The sequence below is a fragment of the Nocardioides alcanivorans genome (assembly GCF_021555175.1).
Lineage (GTDB): Bacteria > Actinomycetota > Actinomycetes > Propionibacteriales > Nocardioidaceae > Nocardioides > Nocardioides alcanivorans.
The window spans coordinates 32,732-51,360 of sequence record NZ_JAKGRW010000013.1; the positions used below are offsets into that span (position 1 = coordinate 32,732).

Here is an 18,629-nt window from a genome sequence, read left to right on the forward strand (position 1 = left end):
ATGTCGCACTCAGGCGCATACAACTTCTTCTCCGCCGGGACGATCAGACTGAGCGAAGCCAACATGCTGGTGCCCAAGAAGCTGTGGAGTGCCAAGCAGGGCAATGTGGTGATCCAGAAGTGGATGGGCAGCAAGGATGGCTGGCAGGAGGCCGTCTGGAACGGCTGGAAGAAGAATCACAAGGGCCAGACCAACACCACCACGGGGAATTTCAGCATTCACAACGTCGTCATTAACGGCGGCGAGGGTTGGGTCGACCGCAAGGAGCGGCGAGCCGAAATTAAGTGGACAGGCACCTTCACGGTCGTCTACTACGGCGGGAACTCCATCTTCACCGTGACTGATCCTCGGCTCTCGGTGACGGGAAAGAAAGGACAGATCACGGCGACTCTCGGTGGCTTCGGTTCCGCGCAAGGCACATCGCAGTGGGAAGAGCTGGACCCGACGGAAGTCACGATCGCTGATCTGTCCAAGGTGAAGTTGGGCAAGAAAGGGTTCACCGTTACGCCCGACTACCAGGGCGTCGCCGTAGACATAACCGACGAGTTCCCCAACCTCGACAAGCAGACGACGGGCAAGGACAAGGGCTCCTTCCCTCCCAGCATGGTGCGCTTCTTGGCAAGGGTCGGGGTCGGGCCCTACTGGTACTCCTCGGCCCTCAGCTCCGGCAACAGCTACAAGAGGCCATTGCCGCTGACCATCAGTTTCGACAGCTCTGACGAGGTGGACCAGACGGCGCAGGACGACGATGACTCCAGTCCGGTCATCGAGAATCCACTCAACGATCCACCTGCTGAGCGGGCCACGACCGAATCGCAGGTCGCCGCGCCTGTGCCAGCAGCTCTGGCACCGGGCCTCCCGGCGCAGGTCCCCGAGAGCCAGCGACAGCTGCTGACTCCGGCAGATCTCGGCGCAATCAAGCCTGCTGCCACCACGACCACGCATTCCCAACCTGACCGCACCTGGTGGCTGGTCGGTTCGCTGCTACTCGTGGCAGCCCTCCTCCTTTTCATCCCGGCTCGATCTCGGACCTGAGCCGTTCCGCCAACCGCAACACCCAACCCGAGAAAGGCACCACATGCTGTTCCTCACCCGAGGCCGGATGCGCCCTGCCGCAGCGGCACTGACCACGGCGGCTCTTGCCGCCACGACCTTGGCGTTCGCTGGGTCGCCGGCTCAAGCAGCCGAAGAGGGCTCTGTCAACGGCCTGAACTGGAACATTTCCGCGCAGTTCTTGGATCACTTCTCGCCGAAGCCCTATGCGCCCGCCAACGAGATCATTGCTTCTGATGGTGCTTCGTACGTCGACGGCCAGGTCGCTTACTCCTTCGAGGACGTCAGCGTCGAAGGCGGTGTGACCACGGTCGAGTACTCCGGCTCTGTAACGGGCCGCTTCATTGTTGGCGTCGAGCAGTACGCCATCACCGTTGCGGACCCCACGATCGTGTTCGATGAGGCTGGCGCCGGCGAGATCCGTGCAACTGCCTCCAACCGGGAGAAGGATGTTGAGCCGACGTCACCGGCCGAAGTGAAGGTTGCGGACTTCACGGGTGGGTCCCTGTCTGACGGCGTCTTCACCGTGACTCCGAACTTCGACGGAGTGCTGCCTGCGGATAGCGCCGAGGCCGAAGCCCTCGGCATCTCGGCCGGCCAGCCGGTCGACGGCAAGTCCTTTCACCCCGACTTCCTCGGTAACCTGACTGCGGGTGCACGCGCGCACTTCTACGCCAGCGGCGAGAACCAGCCGAAGAAGGCTGTGGCGGACATCGAGGCCGCAGTTTTCCTGCCGACGGTGAATGCAGTGGCCACCACCAGCGGAAACAATGTTCGAATCGCCGTTGAAGGCACGAACTTCGACTCCGCATCGCGGCCGGGGGCCCAAGGCGTCTACGTGGGGCTCAGCAACGAGCGCAACATTTTCAAGGTCGACTCCGACGACCAGGCCAGCGGTATGGCTTCCTTCCTTGGATCTGCCCATGTCTCGCCGGCCGGGTTCACCGATGGTGCTTGGAGCACAACGGTGAACGTCAACAAGAAGCAGCTCGCCAAGGGCATCGACTACGTCATCTACACCTGGACCGCTCACGGCAACCCGGCGAAGGGTGACTCGCAGTACACCGCGACTCCTGTGAAGGTCGGCGGCTTGGCGAAGGCTCCGACGAAGATCAACAAGAAGTGGAAGAAGAAGCCCACTTCGAAGAAGAAGAGCGCACTCGTTGTCGTGGTCAAGTCCAACAAGGCGATCAATCAGTCTGCGACCGCCACGGGCAAGGTGAACGTCAAGCTCAAGAAGGGCAAGCAGACCAAGAAGGTCAAGGCCACGCTCAATAAGAAGGGCCAGGTCAAGGTGAAGCTGCCCAAGCTGGCCAAGGGACAGTGGAAGGTCGTCGTGAACTACGGCGCCGACAAGACGTTCAAGAAGGCGAAGGCCAACTTCAAGGTCAAGGTCAAGAAGTGACTTCTCGTCACTGACCGACAATCAGCGAGCCCCCGTCACCACAGCGATGTGGTGACGGGGGCTCGTTGCTGTCGTGGCGGCGTACCCGTGCCGGACGGGTCGCGGCGGGCGGTCAGCGCACGCCGAGGGCGCGGAGGACGAACGCCTCGATGACCTTGGGGTCGAGGTGGCGGGGGCTCAGGCACGCGTGGATGAGCGACATGGTGGCGGAGAGGTCGTCGACGACGAAGTCGCCGGACTGCATGCCCGCCTCGAGGAGCTCGCGCAGCACCCGTTCGACGTCGAGCACGTGCTCGCGGATGGCCATCCGCGAGTCCTCGGAGAGCATCCCGTAGAACTGCATCCCCAGACCCATGTGGAACTGCTCTCCGGCGACCAAGTGGTAGTCGACATAGATCCGCAGGCGGTCGATGGGGGAGTCGGAGGTGGCGAGCACCTCGCGCAGGCGGTCCAGGTATTGATCGGTCTCGTGCGAGGCGAAGGCGACGACCACGGCTTCCTTGTCGGGGAAGTGGTGATAGATCGCAGTGCGGCCCATGCCGGCCTTGGCGGCCAGCTGGGCCATCGTGATCGCGTCGAAGCTCTTCTCCTCGAGAAGGGCAGTGAGGGCCTCGAAGACGGACTGACGGATCAGTTCCCGATGCTCGTCGAGCGAGTTGCCGGTGATCTTGGGCAAGGTCAGATCTTCCCGACGATCTGGCTGAGCAGGCCGCCCATGCGGCTCGCCGCAGCGCGGCCGGCTTCGAGGACCTCCTCGTGGTTGAGCGGCTGACCGCTCAGCCCCGCAGCCAAGTTGGTGACCAGGCTGATGCCGAGGATCTCCAGCCCCGCCTCACGGGCGGCGATCGCCTCGAGGGTGGTGCTCATGCCGACCAGGTCGCCACCGATCGCACGGACCATCTTGATCTCGGCCGGGGTCTCGTAGTGGGGCCCGGGGAACTGGACGTAGACGCCCTCGTCGAGGCTCGGGTCGATCTCCCTGCACAACTGGCGCAAGCGCGGGCTGTAGAGGTCGGTGAGATCCACGAAGTTGGCGCCGACGATGGGGGAGGTGGCCGTCAGGTTGATGTGGTCGCTGATCAGCACCGGCTGACCGGGTTGCCACCCCTCGCGCAGGCCGCCACAGCCATTCGTCAATACGATGGCCCCGCAACCGGCGGCGGCCGCCGTACGCACCGGGTGCACGACCGCATCGACGCCCTTGCCCTCGTAGAAATGGGTGCGGCTGAGGAAGACCAGGAGTTGCTTGTCGCCGGCCTTGACGCTTCGGATCTTGCCGGAGTGCCCGGCAACCGCGGCTGCGCTGAATCCGGGCAGGTCGGTCGTGTCGATCTCTGCGGTGGCCTCGCCCAGTGCGTCCACGGCGGGCAGCCAGCCGGAGCCGAGCACGAGCGCGATGTCGTGGCGCGCGACGCCGGTGAGTTCAGCGAGCCGGGCAGCGGCCTCCCGAGCGAGGGTCTGGGTCTGGGTCACGTTGCCAACTCTATGCCAGTCCGACGCCCGTCTCCGATCCTCGTGCACGGCAGGGTGTCGAAACATGGACCCGGTTGGTCGGGCAGCGAACTGAACGAGAAGGGTGTCGGGGGACAGTACGCCGGACATTGCGCTGTTGACGGTTGAGGACAGGGCGCCGTTCCTCCACCATGACCCGAGAACTCGAGTTGAGGAGACAACCACGTGACCGCACCCCTGGTCCTGATCGCGCCGGCGATGGCCATCGGCTCCGGCTACTACCGACCGCTCGTCGAGGAGTTCGAGGCGCGGGGCTGGTCGGCTCGTGCCCTGCCTCGGCGCGGCTTCGAGGCTGACGGCGTGCGGGCATCGCGCGGGCACGACTGGTCCTACGCAGACGAGATCGACGACATCGCCGCAGCTGTTGCCGAGGCGCGTACGGAGGATCCCGCCCGGCCGGTCCTGCTGCTCGGGCACAGCCTTGGTGGGCAACTTGTGGCTGGGCACGAACTGACCCGTGACCCCGTCGACGGCGCGGTCACGGTCGGCGCCTCGCTGCCACATCACCGTCAGCATCCGTACGGCGGCCCGCACCTGGTGCTGATGGGCGCGCTGGTGGTCCCGGCGCTCACCACGGTGTTCGGATACCTGCCCAAACCGGCGTTCGGAGCACCGGGGGCACGCACCCTGATGCGGGAGTGGGCGCGGATGGTGCTCACCGGGCGCACGCCGTATCCCGCGACAGGCAAGGTCGCGACGCCCTCCCTGATCGTCAGCCTCGAGGACGACGTGATGGCGCCGGTCGGGTCGATCGACGCGTTCGCGAAGCGGCTGTTCCAGGGCGACAGGGTCACCCGGTGGCACTTCCGCAACGACGACGTGCGTCCGGGCAACAGCAACGACCACATCGCCTGGGCCCGCGGTGGCAGCCAGGTCGTCGACCGCATCGTTGCTTGGTGGGCCGACCACCTCGAAGTGCTCCAGAACCCGCACGCCGCCACCTGAACCTCTCCCGCGCGCCGCCACGGACGTTGGTCGAGCCCGGTTCGTTGGTCGAGCCTGTCGAGACCGCTCCGCCCACCCTCGGAGGTCGAGCCCGTCGAGACCCTCGCGCCCCGTTGGTCGAGCCTGTCGAGACCACCCTGCCGCCCACCTCGTTGGTCGAGCCCGTCGAGACCACCCTGCCGCCCACCCCGTTGGTCGAGCTTGTCGAGACCCCGTGCCGCACCCCCGTTGGTCGAGCTGGTCGAGACCTCGTCCGGCAGCGCGGCCGGTGGTTGTCCACAGGTTGAGTCCCGGTACCGCTGGTTGTGTCGGAGCCAAATGTTGGACTGGTTCCATGATCGAAATCGACGCCCGCCACCAGCCCTACGAGGTCACCGACCTTGACGGCTGGCAGCCTGCTCGGCATCCTCGCCGAGAACCGGATCGTCGAGCTGAAAGCCATCCGCAGCAAACTCCGCCTCGCCTATCAGTGGGCGATCATGCACCCACCCACACCCGACAAGCCGAAAGCAGTGGTGGGTGACGAGACCCTGTTCCCCACCGACTGTGAAGACAGGATCTCGGGTGACGGCACCCCTGATGTCGCCCTGTTCGCGGTGGAGGAGCTCGCCGCATCAGGTGGGATGTCGCGTGCTGCTGGGTTCGCGTTGATCGCGGACGCTCTGGATCTGGTGCACCGGCTCCCGCTGTTGTGGGCGAAGGTCGAGGCCCTGGAGGTTCCGGGGTGGAACGCCCGCCGTGTCGCACTCCTCACCAGGAAACTGTCCTACGAGGCGGCACGATGGTTCGACGACCACCTCGCCGCCACCGGCCTCACCGGGTGGCCGACGATCGAGAAGTGGTTGGCGATGGCGATCGCGAAGTTCCACCCCGAACTGGTGAAGGACCCCACCACGCCGAAGGGGAAGGCGGATTGGGGTGTGTGGCTGCACCACCCCCAAGCCGGACACGAAGAAGGAGCCGGCGGTATTGCTGGCACCTCCGAGCTGCAGGCCGTTGGTGACTCGTTGGACCTCACCCGATTCATGGACTTGTTGTCAGCCGAGGCCGAGACGATGCGGCGTCTCGGTGACACCGACGACGTGAACCAGCGGCGTGCGAAGGCGATCGGGCGGCTCACCGACGACAACGAACAACCCGCACTCGACCTACACCACCCATCACCGACGACGACAGCAGCACCGACAGCACCGACATCGGTATCGACGCGGGTATCGGCGACAGCGAGAGCGGCACCGGCAGCAGCACCGGTACCGGCACCTCTTCCGCCGTTGCGGCGGCGGGTGGCGAGCCGGTGCTGGGCAACCCGGTGCTGGGCGAGCTGGTGATCGGGGTGAAGCCGGGTCGGTTGGTGACGACACCGGGGCCGTTCGGACGCCGTCGTGGGTTGCGGGTGATGGCCCACGTGAACCTTGCGGACCTGTTCGCGTTGGGCCTCGACCCCCACGAGTTGGGGTTGGACGGCGACGGGATCGCCTCCACCGACCGGTTGGGGCAGGTCCTCACCACCCAGCTACGCGACTGGATCACCCGCCACGGTTCCCTCGCGACCATCACCCCAGTCGTCGACCTGAACCGCACCGATGCGGTGGATCGTCACGATCCACCCGAATGGATGGACACCCTCGTCCGACTCCGTGACCCACACTGTGTGTATCCCAACTGTGAACGCTCCAGCTGGGACGCCGACCTCGACCACATCGACCCGTACCTTCCACCTGGTGAGGGTGGTCCACCTGGGCAAACCCGGCCGGAGAACCTGGCGCCGTTGTGTCGACGTCACCACCTGATGAAGACCCACGGCAGGTGGCGCTACCGACGGACCAGGGACGGAACCTATATCTGGACCAGCCAGCACGGCAGGACCTGGCTGGCCACACCCCAAGGCACCCACGGCACCACCGACACCAGCCAGCCCGGCTGAGCCTCACCGGTCACAAGCAGCGCCTGCCGAACAGCACCACAGCCCGATCCCCGGGAGAACACACGCTCTCCCGGGGCACAGGCACGCCACCAGCCTGGGAGACGTCTCGACAAGCTCGACCACCGGAGCGAGAGTCTCGAGCAGCGGCGTACGGGCTCTATCGGCGGGTGCGGCAATGGTCTCGGCAAGCTCGACCACCGACGCACGGACGCGACCAGCGGGGATGCCATGGGCTCGAGAACAGGATCCCGGTGGTCGAGCCTGTCGAGACCTTGCCCCGCGGGGTCAGAGCTGGTCTCGACAAGCTCGACCAACGACGTAGGGGATCGACCAAAGACGTAGGGCTCGACCAACGGGGGCGCGGCGATCTCGACAGGCTCGACCAACGGCGGACAGGTCGACCAACGGGCGCACATGGTCTCGACAAGCTCGACCAACGACGTAGGGGATCGACCAACGACGTAGGGCTCGACCAACGGGGGCGCGGGCTCGAGCGGCCGGCGGAGAGTCCGGTCAGGAGCGTGGGCGGCGTACCTGCCACACACCGAGCGCGAGGCACACCAGTCCCCCGGCCACGAGGCCCATCCCGGCGCCGCGGCGGCCGGTCAACCAGGTCTCGTCGCCATCGAGCGGCGCCGTGTGACCCGAGGCTGAGCTCGACCAGGTGTCAGGTCCGATGAGGAAGCCGGCTGATTGCCCTGAATACTCCGGGGCCTCGACCTTCTCCCCCTGCACCTCGATCGTGAGCGTGTAGGACACCGGCACGCGGCGTGCCTCGTCCTCCTCGTCCTTGGCACTGACGATGATCCAGTGGTCACCCGACAGATAGGCCGAGCGATTGGAGACCCGGTCCCGCCAGGTGACCGGCCCCAGACCGGTGGTGGCCGTCACCGGCTCGACCGTCTCTTCGGGTTGGTCGAACTCCGTGGTGACGTCGTCGTCGATCCCGTCGAGGTTCGACGAGATGGTGTTGCGCAACGGGTCGGCGACTGCCACCTTGAGCTCGGGGCCGTCCCACGGGATGTTCTCGGAGTCGCCGGGCTCGAGCGGCTCGACGTCGACCCGTGCAGCGATGGTCTGCCCCCACTCGACGGGAGCCCGGTAGAAGTGCATCTCTCCGGCTCCCAGCGTCGCACTCACCGTGCCGGAGCCGAGCTCACGCGCGTCATCGAAACCACGACCGGGCTCGACCTCCTCGGGGTCGCCAGGATCGGGCAGCACGAGCAACTCGTTGGAGCCCGGGGACTCCGGCAACCGGCCGCCCTCCTTCGCGTCCGTGGGGTTGCGCAGCGGCGCCTCCTCCACGACCTTGATGCGGATGGGCAGCTCCTCCCCACCGTCGACGAAGACTGACGCTGCACCTGGATCTGCAACGGCACGGCTTCGAGCATGCACTCGTCGCTGGTGTCCGCCTTGGCCACGGTGACGCGGCTGCCGACAGGTACGTGCTCCCAGCCAGCCCAGCTGTCCCCCTCGACGGTGGTACTGCCGCAATCGGCGACCCGACCTGCACTCGTCTTGACCTCCACACCGTCCCCACGGCCGAGCAACCCGATCACGGCGATGTGCACCGTGCTCTGGTTGACGCTGCGTCGATAGACGAACTGGTGCGCGTTGCTCGGAGCGGGTTCCAGTACGTCGCTCCACAGCCCGGGTTGGAGCGTGACGGGATCGTCGGCGTTCTTCGAGATGTCCAGGCGCGGAGCGCTGCCCAGCACGTCGTCAACCTCGTCTGCGGCGGCGAAGCCGCTGGGCAGCAGCGCGCTCAACAGTGCGACGGCGGCAACCGCGGCAGGAAGCGATCGTCGCCCACGGAGAGTCCTCAGGCCCAACACGGCCAGCACCCTACCCACCAGACGCCCGACGCAACCGGGTCGGCCCGATCGAGGGCGCTCAGAAGTCGCCCGCTTCGCGCCGGACGGGCCGCAGCAGTTCAGAGAGCTCCTCGAGCTGCTCGGCGTCGAGAGCATTGAGCGCGAACCCCGAAGCGACCAGATCCCGGGTGGCCGCCTCGACGACCGCCCGGCCGCTGTCGGTGATCTCGGCCAGCACGGCACGGCCGTCCTCGGGGTGCGGCACCCGGACCACATGGCCCTGTTCGACGAGTCGGCTGACGATCGAGGTGACCGAGGTGGGGTGCACCTGCAGTCGCTCCCCCATCTTTCCCAACGGCAAGGAGCCCTGCCGGGTGAAGCACAGCAGCACCAGCGCCTCATAGCGGGCGAAGGTGAGCCCGTGGGGCTTGAGGGTCGCGTCGAGGCGCGCTTGCACCAGCTGCTGCACGCGCATCAGGGACGTGACGGCGTGCATCGCGGGCACGCCCTTCCAACGCAGCCCCCATTGGCGGGCCGCCTCGTCGATCGGGTCGAACGGCAGAGTCATCAGTTCACCTTGGGTCCGCGCAGTCCGGAACGCTGCACCACGCGCTGGATGGCCAGGTCACGCTCACCGGGGCGGGCGACGTACCTGATGTCACGCAGGCCCTGTTCCTGGGCTGCGGATTCGAAGACGAAGTGCCCGAAACCGAGGATTCGGCCCTGCAACGGGCGCACGACCGTGATGTCGAGGATCCGGCTCAACGGCATCGTCGCGTGCTGCTGCGAGAGGACCCCGTGCACCCGGAAGACGCGCATGTTGGTGATCACGAAACGGTCGCGGTGCGCGGCCAACGCCTTCCAGCCCGCATGACAGAGCAGGGCTCCCGCCACCAGCATCGGCAGCCAGGCGAAGGAGATGTCGGCGAAGGGGACCCACAGCAGCAGGGCAACCGCCGCGACGACCTCGATCACGGGTACCACGTAGACGATCCAGTGGTGCAGTACCTCGTCGACGATGACCTCTCCCTCATCTCGCAACAGGTGCTTGCGGATGTTGGGGTCGGACAGGGACTTGAGGAGGCCCATCCCGTGCCTAGAACAGCTCGTTGATGAAGCGGATCGTGGCGTCGAAGAACTGAGTGGTCATGCCCCAACCGCCATCGAATGCCCGGCCGGAGAGCTCAGCGAGTCCACTGGGGTCCTTGAACATGTAGAAGCCCAGGAACAGCACGACGACCAGGAGCACGCCCTTCTTGGCGCCCATGTCTTCTCCTCGGGTTGCTGTCGGGCAGATTGCGATGCCATTTCTAGCAAACGAGCGCACGGCGACGCGGGAGGCGCGCCCGACACCCGCCATCAGGAAGGTTCGACCCGCTGGCGCAGCTCGTCGGCAGCGCTGTAGGGATCGCACTCCCCTGCCGCCACGCGCTGGGCCAGGTCCGCCAGGGTGCTCCCCTGCGTCAGACCCGCCCAGGCCTTGCGCAGCTCGGCGACAGCGATTGCCTCGATCTCCTCCGCCGCCCGCCGCTGCCTGCGCTGATCGAGCTCCCCGAGGAGACCAACCACTCATGGTGCTCGCCCAGCGTCTCCGCCACCTCGGCCACGCCACCGCCGTCGTGCGCCGTCGTCATCAGCACCGGGCGCTGCCACGACTCCTCGCGACGCTCGGAGAGGGCGAGAGCGTTGCGCAGCTCCCGACGAACCCGGTTGGCACCGTCACGGTCGGCCTTGTTGACCACGTACACGTCACCGACCTCGAGAATGCCTGCCTTGGCCGCTTGGATGCCGTCGCCCATGCCGGGTGCCAACAAGATCACGGTGGTGTCAGCGAGCCCGGCGATCTCGACCTCGCTCTGACCGACACCGACCGTCTCGACCACGACCACGTCGAACCCGGCTGCGTCGAGCACCCGGACCGCCTGCGGCGTCGCCCACGACAGGCCACCCAAGTGGCCGCGTGAGGCCATCGACCGAATGAAGACTCCGGGGTCGGTGGCGTGCTCCGACATCCGCACCCGGTCACCCAGGAGTGCACCCCGGAGAACGGGGACGACGGATCCACCGCGAGTACGCCGACCCGCAGGTCCCGCTTGCGCAGCTCTGCCACGAGCGCGCTGGTCGACGTCGACTTGCCGACGCCGGGAGCACCGGTGATGCCGATGACCCGAGCGTTCCCGGCCATCGGGGCAAGCAGGGTCATCACCTCACGCAGCAGGGGCGAGGCATCCTCGACCAGCGTGATGAGTCGTCCGACCGAGCGCGGATCGCCGGCGCGCGCCTTCTCGACGAGTTCGGGGACCGACGGCGCCCCGCGGCGCCCCCGGTCCCCGGTCGTCGGGTTGCTGTGTGTCACGTCAGCCGACGTGGCCTCAGGCCTTGGGGACCCGGACGATGAGGGCATCGCCCTGGCCACCGCCGCCACAGAGCGCAGCAGCGCCGGTGCCGCCGCCACGGCGCTTGAGCTCCAGCGCGAGGTGCAGCACGATCCGGGCGCCGGACATCCCCACGGGGTGACCGATCGCAATGGCACCGCCGTTGACGTTGACCTTGTCGTCGTCGATCCCGAGGTCGCGGGCCGACTCGATGCCGACCGCCGCAAAGGCTTCATTGAGCTCGAAGAGATCGATGTCGGAGACGGCGATGCCCTCCTTCTCGACGGCCTTCTTGATGGCGTTGGCCGGCTGCAGCTGCAGCGTGGAGTCCGGGCCGGCGACCTGGCCCGAGGCACCGATCTCGGCGAGCCACTCGAGGCCGAGCTCCTCGGCCTTGGCCTTGCTCATCACGACGACGGCGCAGGCACCGTCGGAGATCTGCGAGGAGGATCCGGCGGTGACGGTGCCGTCCTTCGAGAAGGCGGGACGAAGGCCGGCGAGTGACTCCGCGGTGGTGTCGGCGCGCACGCCCTCGTCGACGGAGACGACCACGTCGCCACGGCGAGAGGAGATGGTGACCGGCACGATCTCGTCGTCGAAGACACCGTTCTTCTGCGCGGCAGCGGCACGCTGGTGGCTGCGGGCCGAGAACGCGTCCTGCTCCTCACGAGTGAGGTTGCCGCCCGAGACATTGCGCTGCTCGGTCAGGTTGCCCATGGCCTGGTCGGTGAACTGGTCGTAGAGGGCGTCGTAGGCCATCGAGTCCACGAGCGTCGTGTCGCCGTACTTGAAGCCACTGCGCGACTTGGGCAGCAGGTGCGGGGCAAGGGTCATCGACTCCATGCCTCCGGCGACGACGATCTCGTGCTCGCCGGCCCGGATCAGCTGGTCGGCGAGAGCGATGGCATTGATCCCGGAGAGGCAGACCTTGTTGATGGTCAGCGAGGGCACATCCATCGGGATGCCGCCCTTGACCGCTGCCTGGCGAGCGGTGATCTGCCCGGCACCAGCCTGGATCACGTGACCCATGATCACGTAGTCGACCTGGTCACCGGCGACACCGGCCTTGTCGAGCGCGCCCTTGATGGCGACACCACCGAGGTCAGCAGCCGAAAGGTCCTTCAGCCCTCCGAGCAGTCGGCCTACGGGGGTACGTGCGCCGGCGACGATGACGGATCCGGACATGGTTCCTCCTGGAGGAGCAGATGGGTTGACGCGAGCGAGGTTACCCATTGTTCACCCATCGCGTGGATGTTGATCAGATCACACTGGTTGGCAGGGGCGCATCCGTTGGACGACGATGCTCCCCATGACTGCCCCGCTTTCCGTGCCCGACCATCTCTTCATCGCGATCGACCATGTCGGCATCGCCGTCCCCGACCTCGACGAGGCGATCGCCTTCTACCGTGACAAGTTCTCCATGACCGTCCGCCACGAAGAGGTCAACGAGGCCCAGGGCGTGCGGGAGGCCATGGTGGGCGTCGGCGACACCGATGCCTGCATCCAGTTGCTGGCCCCGCTGACGCCGGAGTCCACGATCGCCAAGTTCCTCGACCGCAGTGGTCCCGGCCTGCAGCAGCTCGCCTACCGGGTCACCGACCTCGACCAGGTCTCGGCGGTCCTGCGCGAACGCGGCCTGCGCCTGCTGTACGACGAGCCTCGCCGCGGCACCGCCAACTCCCGGATCAACTTCGTGCACCCCAAGGACGCCGGTGGCGTGCTCGTGGAGCTCGTCGAGCCGGCAGCCGACAGCAGCCACTGAGCCACGTCAAACGCCAGTCGCGTCGAGTCGCGTCACCCGCCTCCGCGCCCAGGGTGACGCGGCTCACTCCCACGACGGCCCAGCTACGACTAGATTCTGCGGTTACCAACCGTTAACACTGCCGCCCCTGCCCCAGGAGGATCCGCCGTGCAGCACATTCTCGACGCCATCAACGCCGAAGACGCGACCCACCAGGACTTCGCCAATCTCGCGCTCCCCGAGTCCTACCGCGCGGCACTGATCCGCAAGGACGAGGTCGAGATGTTCGAGGGCGTACCTTCCAAGGAGAAGGATCCGCGCAAGTCGCTCCACATCGACGAGGTGGCGCTGCCCGAGCTCGGCCCGGGTGAGGCGTTCGTGGCGGTGATGGCCTCCGCCATCAACTACAACACCGTGTGGACCTCGATCTTCGAGCCCGTCTCCACCTTCGGCTTCCTCGAGCGCTACGGCCGCGAGTCCGATCTCGGCAAGCGCCACGACCTGCCCTACCACGTCGTGGGCTCCGATCTCTCCGGCGTCGTCCTGGCGACCGGTCCCGGCGTCAACAAGTGGAAGCCCGGCGACCGCGTCGTGGCGCACTGCCTCTCGGTCGAGCTCGAGGCACCCGACGGCCACAACGACACGATGCTCGACCCGTCGCAGCGCATCTGGGGATTCGAGACCAACTTCGGCGGTCTCGCCGAGGTCGCCATGGTCAAGGCCAACCAGCTCATGCCCAAGCCGGAGCACCTCACCTGGGAGGAAGCCGCCTCCCCGGCCTGGTCAACTCGACGGCGTACCGCCAGCTGGTGTCGGCCAACGGCGGCAACATGAAGCAGGGCGACAACGTGCTGATCTGGGGGCCTCCGGTGGGCTGGGTGGCTTCGCCACCCAGTACGCCCTCAATGGCGGCGCCAACCCGGTCTGCGTCGTCTCCAACGAGGAGAAGGCCGACATCTGTCGCTCCATGGGAGCGGAGATGATCATCAACCGCTCCGAGATGGACTTCAAGTTCTGGAACGAGGAGAACACCAAGCAGAACCCCAAGGAGTGGCTGCGCCTGGGCAAGGCCATTCGCGAGCTCACCGGTGGCGAGGACATCGACATCGTCTTCGAGCACCCCGGCCGCGAGACCTTCGGCGCCTCGGTCTTCGTCACCCGCAAGGGCGGCACCATCACCACGTGCGCCTCGACCTCGGGCTACATGCACGAGTACGACAACCGGTATCTGTGGATGAACCTCAAGAAGATCATCTCGAGCCACTTCGCCAACTACCGCGAGTCGTGGGAGGCCAATCGACTCATCTCCCAGGCCAAGATCCACCCGACGGTGTCACGGGTCTATTCGCTCGATGACGTCGGCCAGGCGGCGCTCGACGTGCACCACAACAAGCACCAGGGCAAGGTGGGCGTGCTCGCGCTCGCCCCCGAGGAGGGCATGGGCGTGCGCAACACCGAGCTCCGCGACAAGCACCTCACGGAGATCAACCGCTTCCGCGGCGTCTGACCTGCGGTGCAACGCCCCGGCCCACCGACGTGGGCCGGGGCGTTCTGCATCAGATCGTGACGACACCTGCGAACTCCTGCCGACCTGCGGTGGTTCGGATGGGATGATCACCGGGTATCGGCAACACTGGGTGCCGGTCCGCACAATCTTGGCGAAGACACGAAGGAAGCAGCGCTGATGAGTGACGAAGGTCTGTCCATCTTCGACGACGAGGGAAAGGGCTCGAAGGCCCCGAACGCCGATGATGCGACCCAGGTGATTCCTGCCGTGAAGTCCCAGAACCCCGGCCAGCAGCATGCGCGCCCGGCGCCGCCACAGGCGCCGCAGCAGGGCCAGCAGCCCATGCGCCCGGCCGGCCCCCGACCAACCTCTCGCTTCCCAGCCTGCCCCAGGTGCGGAGGGGCGGCTACTCCATGGAGGCCGTCGACGCCGCGATGCGCCAGTTGGCCACGGAGAAGGCCGGCCTGGGCCGCAGCCTGAGCCTGTCCGAACAGCGGGTCAGCGACCTCGAGCGCGAAGTCGCCAAGCTCAACGAACAGATCCAGACCGCCGACAAGCCGACCTACGCCAGCCTCGGCGGCCGGGCCAATGAACTGCTCCGCCTGGCCGAGGAGGAGGCGGAGGACATCCGCACCGCCGCGGCCAAGGAGGCGGCGGTCATCCGCGACCAAGCCGAGCGTGATGCAAAGGCGATTCGCGCCGATGCCTCTCGCGAAGCCGAGGACATGCGCACCGTGCAGTTGGCCGAGCTCGAGGAGCAGCGGGTGCGCATGCTGGCGGAGGCCGAGCAGGAGGTCACCCTCGCCAAGGCGCAGGCTGCCGACACCGTGGCCGCTGCCAAGCGTGAGGCCGATCAGCTCCGGCTGGCCGTGCAGCAGGAGACCAACGACCAGAAGATGACCACCCAGCGCGAGGTCGAGAAGGCCCGAGCCGGCGTCGACCGCGAGATCCAGGACGCACGTCGTACCCTCGCCGTCGAGAAGGAGCGCCTCGCCCGCGAGGCCGCCGACTACCACGCCAGCGCCACCAGCGAGACCAAGCGCCTGGTCGACGAGGCCGAACAGCGTGCCGAGGCAGCCGAGCAGCGTGCCAGCGAGGCCAACACGCAGGCGGCCACCACCCGCCAGCAGTCCCAGGCCGAGGCCGAGGCGCTGTTGGTCAGGGCGCGTCGTGAGGCAGAGCAGATCGTCACCTCCGCCCGCACCCAGGCGGAGAGCATCAACTCCACCGGCCAGGCAGATGCCGAGCGCGAGCTCGCAGCCGTTCGGGCCGAGGTCGACCGGATGAACAAGCGGCGCGACGCCATCGCCGCCCAGCTGGGCGCGCTGCGCGACGTGGTCTCGGGCTTCGCCGACACCGATGCCGAGAGCGATGCCGGCGGCAGCTCCGACAAGAGCTGACGTACGTGGTGCGGGAGGAGCGGACGAGCTGGCTGAGATCTCCGAACGCTTCGATCCCCTCGGAGACGAGGGGATCGAAGTCGTCGAGGATGAGATCGAGGTGATCGCCGACGAGGTCATCGAGATCACCGAGCCCGAAGACCTCGGCGAGCCCGGGGCGCCGCTGCGCCGTTCCCCTTCATCATCGGTTTCTTCGGCGGCCTGGGGCTGTTGACGGCCTACTGGCTGTTCGAGCGCTTCCTCCAGGTCGGCGGCATCGTGATGATGGTCGTCGTCGCGATGTTCCTCGCGGCCGGCCTCAACCCGCTCGTGGAGTGGTTCGAGCGCCGCGGCATGCGGCGTCCGTTCGCCCTGCTCGCCGTGATCGTCCTCGTCCTGGTGGGCGTGGCGGGATTCCTCGCCACCTTGGTTCCGATCATCTCGGAGCAGGTCCAGGCGCTCACCCGCAACGCGCCCGGCTGGCTCGACATGCTGCTCGACAACGAGCGGGTGCAGAAGTGGAATGAGGACTACGACCTCATCGACAAGGCCAAGGACTACATCCAGGACGGAGGCTTCGCGGAGAAGGCCTTCGGCGGTGTCCTCGGCATCGGTCTGGCCGTGCTCTCGGCGTTGCTCAACGCCTTCGTGATCACGGTGTTGACGCTCTACTTCCTCGCCTCTCTCAACACCACCAAGTCCGCGCTCTACCAGCTGGCCCCGGCCAGCCGTCGCGAGCGGGTGACCAAGCTCGGCGACGAGGTGCTCCGGGGCATCGGAGGCTACGTCTCCGGCGCCTTCATCGTGGCCGTGTGCGCCTCGTTGTGCTCCTTGGTGTTCCTCTTCATCGTCGGCCTGGGCGACTACGCGGTCGCCCTCTCCTTCGTGGTCGGCCTGCTGTCGCTGATCCCGATGGTCGGCGCCACGATCGCCCTCGTCATCGTCTCCGCGATCGGGCTGACGGTGTCCATCAAGGTCGGCATCATCTGCGTCATCTACTACACCGCCTACCAGCAGGTGGAGAACTACTTCATCTACCCGCGGGTGATGCAGAAGTCGGTCGACGTGCCCGGCTCGGTCACCGTCGTCGCAGCCCTCTTCGGCGGAGCACTCTTCGGCGTCGTCGGCGCACTCATGGCCGTGCCGACCGCCGCCGCGATCCTGTTGCTGGCCCGCGAGGTCGTGATCAAGCGGCAGGACGAGCGCTGACCCTGCCCGATCAGCGGGGCGTCGAGCCGCACGGGTGAAACACAGTAGGCACCGCGCCGTACGCGAACTCCAGGACTCACGCCCGAGCGGAACCCTTTGTTGCACCGGCTTCGAGGAAACGTTGCAGCACCTCGCCGAAGACCTCTGGCTGCTCCGAGTGCACCCAGTGAGCGGCTCGCTTGACCGTGACCCGCCGGTTGCGAGGGAAGAGCGCGTCCATGGCCGGCGCGTAGGCGTCGGAGACGTAGGGCGATTCCTCTCCCCCGATCCACAACACCGGTCCTGCGTACGGCGCCACTCCGGTCAGCTCGTCCGCTGGCCACCCGGTGACCGCATCGAGTTCGTCACCCAGCAGTTCGAGGTTGGGCTGCCAGCGCCAGGCGTCGCCGTCGCGACGGAGGTTCTGCAGCAGGAAACCCCGCACGGTGGGGTGAGGCACCGCTTCGGTCAGCGCCTCGCTGGCCTCGCCCCGGGTCTTCAGCGAGTCGAGGTCGAGAGCCCGCATCGCGGCGATGTAGCCGGCGAACTCGCTGCCCGACGCGTAGTCGACCGGCGCGACGTCGACGACGGCGAGACGCTCCACGAGCTCCGGATGCCGCAGGGCCAGCAGCATCGCGATCTTTCCGCCCATGGAGTGCCCGACCAGGGCGACCGGGTCGGAGGGGTCGAGCAGCTCGGCCACCAGATCTGCATGCTCAGCGAGGTCCAGGTGCTCGGTCCACGGTGAGCGGCCGTGGTTGGGCATGTCGACCAGGGTCACCCGGTGCTGGTCGGTGAGCTTCTTCGCGATGCTCGTCCAGTTCTTGCCCTGGCCGAAGAGTCCGTGGCAGAACACGACCCTTTGGCCGCGCTCACCCAGCTCGGTGACATGGAGTCGAGAATCGTCGGGCACGCAGCGAGTCTAGGTCGTGTCCTGCCACGGCGGGCGCCCACTCCGTCGGGGTTCCGCGACCAGGTCGGTGCAACGCGTCAGCACCAGGCGCGTCGACCGTTCCGAGCCAGTGCCCGGTCACGAAGCACGACCGCTACCTGGTCGCCGTACTCCCGGCAGGTCTTCTTGAAGTCGCGCTTGCGGTACTCGACGACCAGCACCGCGCGACCGTACGTCGCCACGTAGTCGCCGCACTCGTCGTACCGTCCACACTCCTCGGCCACCGCGAAGTCGAAGCCGAGCCTGCGTCCGTTGAGGCCTGCCCAGTTCTTCTGCCCAGCAGCCAGCCCGGCACGATGGGCCTCGCGGGTCAGGAGGCGAGCGAACTTCTTGGCGTGCTTGCGCTTGATCAACCCGTGGCTGCGCGAGAAGGAGTCGAGGTTGTCGAACTCGACCGACGCAAAACCGTCCGCGGCGCATCCCTCGACCCAGCGACCGACGATGCGCGCCAGCCTCTTGCGCTTCGCTGGCCTCCGGATGTCGAGGATCCGCTCGCCCCACTCCTCGTCACGCACGAAGCGACCGTGACGCTTGAGCAGCAGGCCCCTGTGGTTGCGCCAGAAGTGCTTCTCGTCGGGCTGGGTCTGGAAGCCATTGACGTAACAGACGTTGTGGACGCCAGTGACCGGCGCCGCCTTGCGGTCGCGCACCACGATGCCCACGTCCACAGGCACGGAACGGGTCCCACCGAGTTGGTAGTCGAAGTCGGTGCCTGTCGGCACGGGCGGCACGAACGGCAGGGCGAGCCCGAGACCGGTGAGGATGACGACCAGTAGGTGGACCACACCGTCAGTATTGCGGCACGGCACTACCGTCATCCGATATATATGATCT

20 protein-coding genes and 1 pseudogene are annotated in these 18,629 nt (G+C 67.0%); 11 read left to right on the plus strand and 10 right to left on the minus strand.

Annotated features, from left to right (window positions below):
• Both L1066_RS07805 and L1066_RS07810 read left to right on the plus strand, forming a co-directional pair.
• Positions 1–1,035 (plus strand): hypothetical protein, encoded by a 1,035-nt coding sequence (locus L1066_RS07805; RefSeq protein ID WP_235735814.1) that lies wholly within the window; start codon positions 1–3, stop codon positions 1,033–1,035.
• 43 nt (positions 1,036–1,078) lie between these two features.
• Positions 1,079–2,458, plus strand: a complete 1,380-nt coding sequence (locus L1066_RS07810) for a hypothetical protein (protein WP_235735815.1) — start codon at positions 1,079–1,081, stop codon at positions 2,456–2,458.
• 112 nt (positions 2,459–2,570) lie between these two features.
• Here L1066_RS07810 and L1066_RS07815 read toward each other — a convergent pair whose 3' ends face one another.
• Both L1066_RS07815 and L1066_RS07820 read right to left on the minus strand, forming a co-directional pair.
• A complete protein-coding gene (locus tag L1066_RS07815; RefSeq protein WP_235735816.1) occupies positions 2,571–3,134 on the minus strand; it encodes a TetR/AcrR family transcriptional regulator in 564 nt (187 codons plus the stop codon).
• A gap of 2 nt (positions 3,135–3,136) precedes the next feature.
• Positions 3,137–3,931: a purine-nucleoside phosphorylase gene (locus L1066_RS07820; RefSeq protein WP_235735817.1), complete on the minus strand. Its 795-nt coding sequence runs from the start codon at positions 3,929–3,931 to the stop codon at positions 3,137–3,139.
• 204 nt (positions 3,932–4,135) lie between these two features.
• Here L1066_RS07820 and L1066_RS07825 point away from each other — a divergent pair, with 204 nt between their 5' ends.
• The 3 genes from L1066_RS07825 (at position 4,136) to L1066_RS07835 (ending at position 6,839) form a co-directional block, all read left to right on the plus strand.
• The gene (locus L1066_RS07825) at positions 4,136–4,915 is read left to right on the plus strand and encodes an alpha/beta fold hydrolase (RefSeq protein WP_235735818.1); all 780 of its coding nucleotides are present in this window, start codon (positions 4,136–4,138) and stop codon (positions 4,913–4,915) included.
• Between the two features lie 380 nt (positions 4,916–5,295).
• On the plus strand, positions 5,296–6,243 hold the full coding sequence (locus L1066_RS07830; RefSeq protein ID WP_235735819.1) for a hypothetical protein: 948 nt from the start codon (positions 5,296–5,298) through the stop codon (positions 6,241–6,243).
• Complete coding sequence (locus tag L1066_RS07835; protein WP_235735820.1) at positions 6,210–6,839, plus strand: HNH endonuclease signature motif containing protein; 630 nt, start codon at positions 6,210–6,212, stop codon at positions 6,837–6,839. The genes L1066_RS07830 and L1066_RS07835 overlap by 34 nt, the downstream gene beginning before the upstream one ends.
• Positions 6,840–7,352: 513 nt before the next feature.
• Here L1066_RS07835 and L1066_RS07840 read toward each other — a convergent pair.
• From L1066_RS07840 to L1066_RS07865, 6 genes and pseudogenes are all read right to left on the minus strand, one after another.
• The gene (locus tag L1066_RS07840; protein WP_235735821.1) at positions 7,353–8,234 is read right to left on the minus strand and encodes a hypothetical protein; all 882 of its coding nucleotides are present in this window, start codon (positions 8,232–8,234) and stop codon (positions 7,353–7,355) included.
• Between the two features lie 498 nt (positions 8,235–8,732).
• Positions 8,733–9,221 (minus strand): MarR family winged helix-turn-helix transcriptional regulator, encoded by a 489-nt coding sequence (locus L1066_RS07845; protein WP_235735822.1) that lies wholly within the window; start codon positions 9,219–9,221, stop codon positions 8,733–8,735.
• Complete coding sequence (locus L1066_RS07850) at positions 9,221–9,742, minus strand: PH domain-containing protein (RefSeq protein ID WP_235735823.1); 522 nt, start codon at positions 9,740–9,742, stop codon at positions 9,221–9,223. The genes L1066_RS07845 and L1066_RS07850 overlap by 1 nt, the downstream gene beginning before the upstream one ends.
• 7 nt (positions 9,743–9,749) lie before the next feature.
• Positions 9,750–9,920 carry a hypothetical protein gene (locus tag L1066_RS07855; RefSeq protein WP_235735824.1) on the minus strand — a complete coding sequence of 57 codons (171 nt, stop codon included), beginning with the start codon at positions 9,918–9,920 and terminating at the stop codon, positions 9,750–9,752.
• Positions 9,921–10,116: 196 nt separating this feature from the next.
• A pseudogene (gene meaB / locus L1066_RS28505) lies at positions 10,117–11,057 on the minus strand (methylmalonyl Co-A mutase-associated GTPase MeaB).
• Complete coding sequence (locus L1066_RS07865) at positions 11,026–12,213, minus strand: acetyl-CoA C-acetyltransferase (protein ID WP_235735825.1); 1,188 nt, start codon at positions 12,211–12,213, stop codon at positions 11,026–11,028. The pseudogene meaB and the gene L1066_RS07865 overlap by 32 nt, the downstream one beginning before the upstream one ends.
• Positions 12,214–12,337: 124 nt before the next feature.
• On the opposite strand from L1066_RS07865, the gene mce reads away from it, so the two are divergent.
• From mce to L1066_RS07895, 6 genes are all read left to right on the plus strand, one after another.
• Entirely contained in the window at positions 12,338–12,790 is a 453-nt protein-coding gene (gene mce, locus L1066_RS07870; RefSeq protein WP_235735826.1) for a methylmalonyl-CoA epimerase, read from the plus strand.
• Between the two features lie 147 nt (positions 12,791–12,937).
• Complete coding sequence (locus L1066_RS29115) at positions 12,938–13,603, plus strand: alcohol dehydrogenase catalytic domain-containing protein (RefSeq protein WP_235735827.1); 666 nt, start codon at positions 12,938–12,940, stop codon at positions 13,601–13,603.
• A gap of 40 nt (positions 13,604–13,643) precedes the next feature.
• On the plus strand, positions 13,644–14,276 hold the full coding sequence (locus tag L1066_RS29120) for a zinc-binding dehydrogenase (RefSeq protein WP_235735886.1): 633 nt from the start codon (positions 13,644–13,646) through the stop codon (positions 14,274–14,276).
• Positions 14,277–14,668: 392 nt separating this feature from the next.
• Complete coding sequence (locus L1066_RS07885) at positions 14,669–15,676, plus strand: coiled-coil domain-containing protein (RefSeq protein WP_235735828.1); 1,008 nt, start codon at positions 14,669–14,671, stop codon at positions 15,674–15,676.
• Positions 15,648–15,890, plus strand: coding sequence for a hypothetical protein (locus tag L1066_RS07890; RefSeq protein ID WP_235735829.1), 243 nt, complete (start codon positions 15,648–15,650; stop codon positions 15,888–15,890). Before L1066_RS07885 ends, L1066_RS07890 begins: the two co-directional genes overlap by 29 nt.
• The gene (locus L1066_RS07895; RefSeq protein ID WP_235735830.1) at positions 15,887–16,864 is read left to right on the plus strand and encodes an AI-2E family transporter; all 978 of its coding nucleotides are present in this window, start codon (positions 15,887–15,889) and stop codon (positions 16,862–16,864) included. The genes L1066_RS07890 and L1066_RS07895 overlap by 4 nt, the downstream gene beginning before the upstream one ends.
• Before the next feature lie 76 nt (positions 16,865–16,940).
• On the opposite strand, the gene L1066_RS07900 is transcribed toward L1066_RS07895, so the two are convergent.
• Together L1066_RS07900 and L1066_RS07905 are read right to left on the minus strand one after the other, a co-directional pair.
• A complete protein-coding gene (locus tag L1066_RS07900; RefSeq protein WP_235735831.1) occupies positions 16,941–17,756 on the minus strand; it encodes an alpha/beta fold hydrolase in 816 nt (271 codons plus the stop codon).
• Between the two features lie 77 nt (positions 17,757–17,833).
• Entirely contained in the window at positions 17,834–18,580 is a 747-nt protein-coding gene (locus L1066_RS07905; RefSeq protein ID WP_235735832.1) for an endo alpha-1,4 polygalactosaminidase, read from the minus strand.
• Between the last annotated feature and the right edge of the window lie 49 nt (positions 18,581–18,629).

Excerpts from the sequence above, each read along its gene's own strand:
- mce (WP_235735826.1), top strand. The coding sequence starts at position 12,338 with ATGACTGCCCCGCTTTCCGTGCCCGACCATCTCTTCATCGCGATCGAC.
- L1066_RS07865 (WP_235735825.1), bottom strand. The coding sequence starts at position 12,213 with ATGTCCGGATCCGTCATCGTCGCCGGCGCACGTACCCCCGTAGGCCGA.
- L1066_RS07855 (WP_235735824.1), bottom strand. The coding sequence starts at position 9,920 with ATGGGCGCCAAGAAGGGCGTGCTCCTGGTCGTCGTGCTGTTCCTGGGC.
- L1066_RS07845 (WP_235735822.1), bottom strand. The coding sequence starts at position 9,221 with ATGACTCTGCCGTTCGACCCGATCGACGAGGCGGCCCGCCAATGGGGG.
- L1066_RS07890 (WP_235735829.1), top strand. The coding sequence starts at position 15,648 with ATGCCGGCGGCAGCTCCGACAAGAGCTGACGTACGTGGTGCGGGAGGA.
- L1066_RS07810 (WP_235735815.1), top strand. The coding sequence starts at position 1,079 with ATGCTGTTCCTCACCCGAGGCCGGATGCGCCCTGCCGCAGCGGCACTG.
- L1066_RS07850 (WP_235735823.1), bottom strand. The coding sequence starts at position 9,742 with ATGGGCCTCCTCAAGTCCCTGTCCGACCCCAACATCCGCAAGCACCTG.
- L1066_RS07805 (WP_235735814.1), top strand. The coding sequence starts at position 1 with ATGTCGCACTCAGGCGCATACAACTTCTTCTCCGCCGGGACGATCAGA.